Annotated in this window: 5 protein-coding genes and 1 pseudogene; 3 read left to right on the top strand and 3 right to left on the bottom strand. The window is 68.3% G+C overall.

Annotated elements, in window-relative coordinates; genetic code table 11:
• Nucleotides 1-348 precede the first annotated feature (348 nt).
• Nucleotides 349-1,005 (bottom strand): class I SAM-dependent methyltransferase, encoded by a 657-nt coding sequence (locus tag CCN51_RS48230; protein ID WP_014181974.1) that lies wholly within the window; start codon nucleotides 1,003-1,005, stop codon nucleotides 349-351.
• Between the two features lie 455 nt (nucleotides 1,006-1,460).
• Nucleotides 1,461-1,904: an Lrp/AsnC family transcriptional regulator gene (locus tag CCN51_RS48225; protein ID WP_014181973.1), complete on the bottom strand. Its 444-nt coding sequence runs from the start codon at nucleotides 1,902-1,904 to the stop codon at nucleotides 1,461-1,463.
• A gap of 155 nt (nucleotides 1,905-2,059) precedes the next feature.
• On the opposite strand from CCN51_RS48225, the pseudogene CCN51_RS48220 reads away from it, so the two are divergent.
• Nucleotides 2,060-2,344: pseudogene (locus CCN51_RS48220) on the top strand (PLP-dependent transferase); the annotation flags it as partial.
• 189 nt (nucleotides 2,345-2,533) lie between these two features.
• Here the strand turns inward: CCN51_RS48220 and CCN51_RS48215 are convergent.
• Nucleotides 2,534-3,061 carry a hypothetical protein gene (locus tag CCN51_RS48215; protein WP_043488227.1) on the bottom strand — a complete coding sequence of 176 codons (528 nt, stop codon included), beginning with the start codon at nucleotides 3,059-3,061 and terminating at the stop codon, nucleotides 2,534-2,536.
• A 241-nt stretch (nucleotides 3,062-3,302) separates the two neighbouring features.
• Between CCN51_RS48215 and CCN51_RS48210 the strand changes: the two genes are divergently transcribed.
• The gene (locus CCN51_RS48210; RefSeq protein WP_043492649.1) at nucleotides 3,303-4,205 is read left to right on the top strand and encodes an EamA family transporter; all 903 of its coding nucleotides are present in this window, start codon (nucleotides 3,303-3,305) and stop codon (nucleotides 4,203-4,205) included.
• Nucleotides 4,206-4,503: 298 nt separating this feature from the next.
• Nucleotides 4,504-5,211, top strand: coding sequence for a hypothetical protein (locus CCN51_RS48205; RefSeq protein ID WP_405380681.1), 708 nt, complete (start codon nucleotides 4,504-4,506; stop codon nucleotides 5,209-5,211).
• Nucleotides 5,212-5,545: the final 334 nt, after the last annotated feature.

Genomic DNA, 5,545 nt, shown 5'->3' with positions numbered 1-5,545 from the left:
GGCGTGCACTTCTTCACCCGCGGCAAGGTCATCACCACCCGCTGGCTCGACCCCAGCCACCGCGGCCTCGAACTTGGATTCCCCCGGAACTTCTAGCCTGCGCCGTTCCCGGTGAACCGCTCCGGAACCGGCGGAGCCACCATCGGCCCCGGAGCGGTTCGCGCGCAGAGGGCGCAGGTATTCGCTCTGTGGATGCGGCTGTACCGCTGGTGGCGGAATCCGGCTGTGGTGTGTACGGGACGAGCCCTTCACGTGCGCCTCGGGTGAGGTGGTGTCATGCCTGACCTGCGGCGACGGGCTGAGCGATCCCAGAGCTGCAGCCCGCCGTTCGAAGAAGTTTCGAGCTGCTCAGGGGCGACGCCATACGAGCGTATAGCGCCAGAACAGCCGTCGTCGCAGCCGCGCACCGGGGAGAACCTTTCTGGTTTCACGGACGATGTCGTCAAAGGTCATGTCCGCTGGGCGAGTAGGAGCTGTCATGGAGACGGGCCGTGGTGAGGGGCGGCCCTTGTTCTTCAGCCAGCCCATGGCGGCGTTGGCTGGGATGGCGGGGATACCCAGCAAGTAGTCCACCGGGGTCTGGGCGCGGGACAGGCCGACGATCACCAAGGTCCCTCCCGGGGCCAGATGACGGCGGAAAGAGGCGAGTGTCTGGGCGAACGGCAGATGATGGATCGTGGCGACGCATGTGATGACGTCGTAGGGGCCGTTCGGGAACTCGGCTGCTGCATCCGTGACGGTGAAGGTCACGGGAAGCGACGCAGGAGTCAGCTTCTGGGCCTGGGTGGTGATCCCCGGGTCGGAATCGACTGCCGTCACGGCAGCGGCACGTCGGGCCATGAGCCTTGCGAGATCACCGCTGCCGGAGCCGATGTCCAGAGCGCAGTCGAAGCGTCTCGGCAGCTGCCGCAAGATCCAGCGGTGATAGTGGGCGTTGTGATCCCAGGGATAGGCGGCATTGAACCGTTCGAGTGCCCGCAGCACGCGAGGCGGCAGAATCTTCACCCACCCAGTCCATCAAGTTCCAGCAGTATGCACACCTCGTTCCGGAGCAAAGATCAACGGCTCCCCGGACGGCCGGCCGCAGCCCGGTGGACGCGGGCCGTGGTCCCATCGAGGTGTTCGTGGCGCGGTCCGGGGCGTTCGCGCGGCAGTGGCACCCGCCGGGGGCCGAGGGCCGGGGCGAGGGCGGCTTCGGTGAGGTTGTGGGGCGGCTGGCCAGGGGAGAGGCCGAGTGTTTCCTGTTCTGCTTCCGGCTGTCGTCTTCGGGCAAGACAGTGGATCGGGCGTGGCTGTCGGGCGGCCGGGAGGCGTTCTTCGGGGCCACGAGAATGTGTTTCGCATCGCTGGGCGGGGTGCGGTCCGGAAAGGTCTGTTGCGACAGCCTGAAGTGGGCGGTTGCCTCGGTGCTGGGGCTCGGCCGGGCCCGGGTGGAGACCGACCGGGGTCGGACGGGACCGTCACGTGGTGTCGGCGGAGAGCGTCTTCATAGTGACGTAGCTGGTCACCGTGGCTACGCCGGGCAGGCCGGCCAGCCGGTTGGCATGGAAGTCCTCGTAGGCGGGCAGGTCGGCGACCTCGACCTCGAGTAGGTAGTCGTAGTTGCCGGTGACGTGGTGGGTGTGGGTCACCTCGGGCAGTCGGATGACCGCTCGCTCGAACGCGACCACGTCCGCGCGGGTGTGTCGCATCAGCCGGACACCGGCGAACACCCGCAGGCTGCGGCCGACTGCGGCGGGATCGATCACCGCCCGGTAGCCGCGGATGATCCCGGCTTCCTCCAGTCGGCGCACGCGCCGCAGGCAGGGCGATTGCGACAGGCCGACTCGGTCGGCGAGTTCGGCGTTGCTGATCCGGCCATGCTTTTCGAGCACGGCCAGGACTGACCGGTCCACCTCATCCATGGTGGTAAATTATTGCTCCATTGTCTGGCCTATCACAATTATATGCCTCGTCCTGGGTGCGATGTGTCGCCAAAGTTGCCGGAATTCGCCCGTATCGGCATGCCCGTCGGTCACGCTCCAGGCGTCACAACCGATGGTCCTCAGGAAGGGGAACCATGCCGGGCAACAGCACGGTCACCATTCACGCCGACCGCGACATCCATCCCAGCCGCGCCGTGGCAACACCCATCTACCAGACGGTGGTGTTCTGGGCCGAGGACCCGCAGACCTTCGCGCAGGTCACCGTCGGCCGGCGGGCGCATGATTTCACCACCCGCTTCGGCAACCCGAACCACGCACAGGTCACAGCCGTCGTCGCGGAACTGGAGCACACCGAGGCGGCCATGGTCACCACATCCGGGATGTCCGCGCTGACCACCGCCGTGCTGGCCCTGGTGTCCGCGGGGGACCACGCGGGGCGGCCGTCGCTTCGCCCATGGGCCGCCCCCTCGCGGGGGCACGCCCACACCACGCCCAGCTCTGCGAGTGCGGCCCGCTGGGGTCGGGGTGAGCCTGTTCCGGCCCTGCAGCCCGCGTCGCCGCGCGCTCCGGGTCCTTGCCCAGCAGCCTCCGGCGGACATCTCCCTCGGCTACACGTACATCGTGTGCGGGTCGACAAGCCGGTGGCGGGGGTCCTGCGCGGAGTACTCGGTGCCTACCACGGCGGTGCCGTCGTGGGGGAACGCCGCCGCCTCGTAGTCCCAGCGAACGCGGTCGTCGTCCGCGCTTGCGGAATGGGGCACGGCTTTTGTGGCGTCCAGGCGCCGCGGTTCCATGCCATCCTCCGCCCGGTGCAGGTAGAGGGCCCACTGCCCCGTATCCGTGGCCACGGCTCGCAACGCGTGCACGTCGGCGAACTCGGCGACATCACCCGTGGGCGAGACTGCCACCGAGCCGAACCGGCGAGGCCGGGGAGCGGGGAAGCGGACCTCCAACCCCTCCCCGTCGAGGTCGCGGACGGCCAGCTCGGTGTCCCCGCGCTGCAGCAGCAGCCTGCGTCCGGGCCAGTGCAGTACCTGGGGGGCGTCCGCCGATGCGGGATCGAGGGGAGCTGCGGCGGTGGCCGCGAGACGGGCAGCGACCTGGGCGGGACCCCCGCGAAGAGCATCGTTTGGCATCGTCGCATGCCGTCACACTCGTCGGATGGTGCAGCTGACCTGAAGTCGTCCGCCTTTGGCAAGCTTCTTGCTTCTTGGCCGGTACCGGTGGCGCTTGAACGGCGTGTGCACGCTCCCGCCCGGGCAGCGCCGGCGATGTCGACAAAGGCGAGGAAAGCGCGCAGGTTGTGTCGTGTCCCGGACTCCCGGAAATTCACGTGACGCGCGGTGCCCGATCGTCAACAATCCACGCGTGGCCATCATGAACGTCGACGGGACTGAACGCGGTCTGTCCCCTCGATTCTCCCTGACCGCGCCGGCCGGACGTACCTTGGGCGCGATCCCGCCACCGGCACTGGTACTGCTCGGCATCGTCAGCGTTCAGGTGGGCTCGGCATTGGCCAAGCACCTGTTCAGCGCAGTGGGCAGCTTCGGGACAGTTGGGTTGCGACTGTTCTTCGCGGCTGCGGTGCTGATGCTGTTGTGGCGGCCGTCACTGCGCATGAATCGTCGCGCGTGGACAGTAGTGGTCAGCTACGGCGTGATTCTCGGCTTGATGAACCTGTGCTTCTACCTGGCGCTGGCCCGGATCCCGCTGGGCATCGCGGTAACCATCGAATTCCTCGGGCCGCTGGCGGTGGCCCTGGCCGGGTCGAGGCGATGGCTGGACGCTTTCTGGGCCGTGCTCGCGGCAGGCGGTGTGGTCCTGCTGATGGAGGGACACGGCGACCTCAACTTTGTCGGGTTTCTGTTCGCCCTCGCCGCAGGAGTGTGCTGGGGCCTGTACATCCTGGTCGGCGCGGCGCTGGGCCGCCACACCACGGAAGGCGATGGTCTGGCCCTGGGAATGGCCGTCGCGGCACTGGTGGCTGTGCCATTCGGCGTGGCCGACAGCGGAACGGCGCTGATTCAGCCGTGGGTCCTGGTTGCGGGACTCGGCGTGGCACTGTTGTCGTCGGTGATCCCGTACTCGCTGGATCTGGAAGCGCTACGCAAGATCCCACCGCGCGTGTTCGGCATCCTGATGAGCCTCGAACCAGCGATGGCCGCCCTCATCGGCCTCATCGTGCTCCAGGAGTCGCTGCAGTGGTCGCAGTGGATCGCGGTGCTGTGCGTGGTGGCCGCATCGGCGGGCGCCGCACGCGGCACCCGCTCAGACGTCTGACCGCAGATAACGGGAGGAGCGGTTGTCTCGTCGGTACTGAACATGATGTCGGGATCCGGCTCAACGAGGTTCGTGGCCCGTTGTCCGGGCGTGGGGACAGTCGAGCGGCTGGTGCCGGACGGGGTGTGGGAGAGGCGCAGCAGGAGGACACAAGGCAGGCCAGGTGGCCTTGCGTCGCGTGACGCTCACCTCCGCCTCCACGCAGAGCACACGGGCCTTCCGGGCGAGGCAGCCCTCCTGCGAGCAACGGAAAAGCGTTCGACCACCGGGCCCGGGATGGGCGATGATCCCATTCGTGATGACGTCGAAGCAGCTCATAGTCAGGGCTGCCGCCCGCAACAACGCCGACTGGTGCGCAGCGATGATCCGATCGCACGGCTTGATGGGCGAGTTCGGGCTGCAGGCTTGGGCCGCCCCGGCCCGCACGCCGCTGTACTACCCCGACGCGGTGACGCTGGTGCCGGGTGCCGACCCGACCGCGCTGGCAGGCCGGATCGACACCACCACGCCTGGCGCCTCCGTCAAGGACAGCTTCGCCGACCTCGACCTGACGGAGGCCGGCTTCCGGGTGCTGTTCGAGGCGCAGTGGATCCACCGTCCGGCGAGTGCGTCCGCCATCGCGTCGGATCTCGCCTGGGATGTGGCGGGCGACTCGGAAACGCTGCGTGCCTGGGCGCTGGCCTGGGACGACGGGGACGGCAACGCGGACCTCATCCGGCCCGAACTGCTCGCCGACTCGGCCACGTTCGTGCTCGCCGGACGGTCTTCTGACCGGCGGGTGGTCGCCGGAGCGGTGGCGAGCCGCAGCGATCAGGTGGTCGGAATCTCCAACGTTTTCGCGCTGGACGGCGGCCCGGACACAGCCTGGCCAGTCGTACTGGATGCGGTGCACTCACTGTTCCCCACGATCCCGGTGGTCGGCTATGAGCACGGCGACGACCTGGCCGCCGCCGTGCGCCATGGCTTCGAACCGATCGGTCCACTGCGGATCTGGCTGCGCGACTAATGCTGCGACCACATACGTTGGTTGGGGAGTTGCCGTATTCGCGTCCGTGTGAGGCGTATGAGCGCGAACCGTTCTCCAGCTTGCTGTTCGTGTTCGGCACCGAGGTTGAGGCTGAGCCATGGGGGCGGTGGTTCTGTGACCGGGCGTGGAATTTCGGTTGGCGAGGGTGAACTGCCGCGGTGGACCGAAGTGGGCCTCGAACGGGTTGGTCCAGGGGGCGTAACCGCAGTTGAGGGCTCACCTCCGCTCGTGCGGAGAACACTGGCGGGCACGGGGAACCCGGACTCGGCCCGGGCGGCGCCCACGGCCCGCGAGGGGCGCAGGGGCATAGGGG

The sequence above is a fragment of the Streptomyces milbemycinicus genome, from assembly GCF_002154605.1.
Lineage (GTDB): Bacteria > Actinomycetota > Actinomycetes > Streptomycetales > Streptomycetaceae > Streptomyces > Streptomyces milbemycinicus.
The sequence above is the reverse complement of the archived record's forward strand: the minus strand, read 5'-3'. Positions and strand labels throughout refer to the sequence as shown.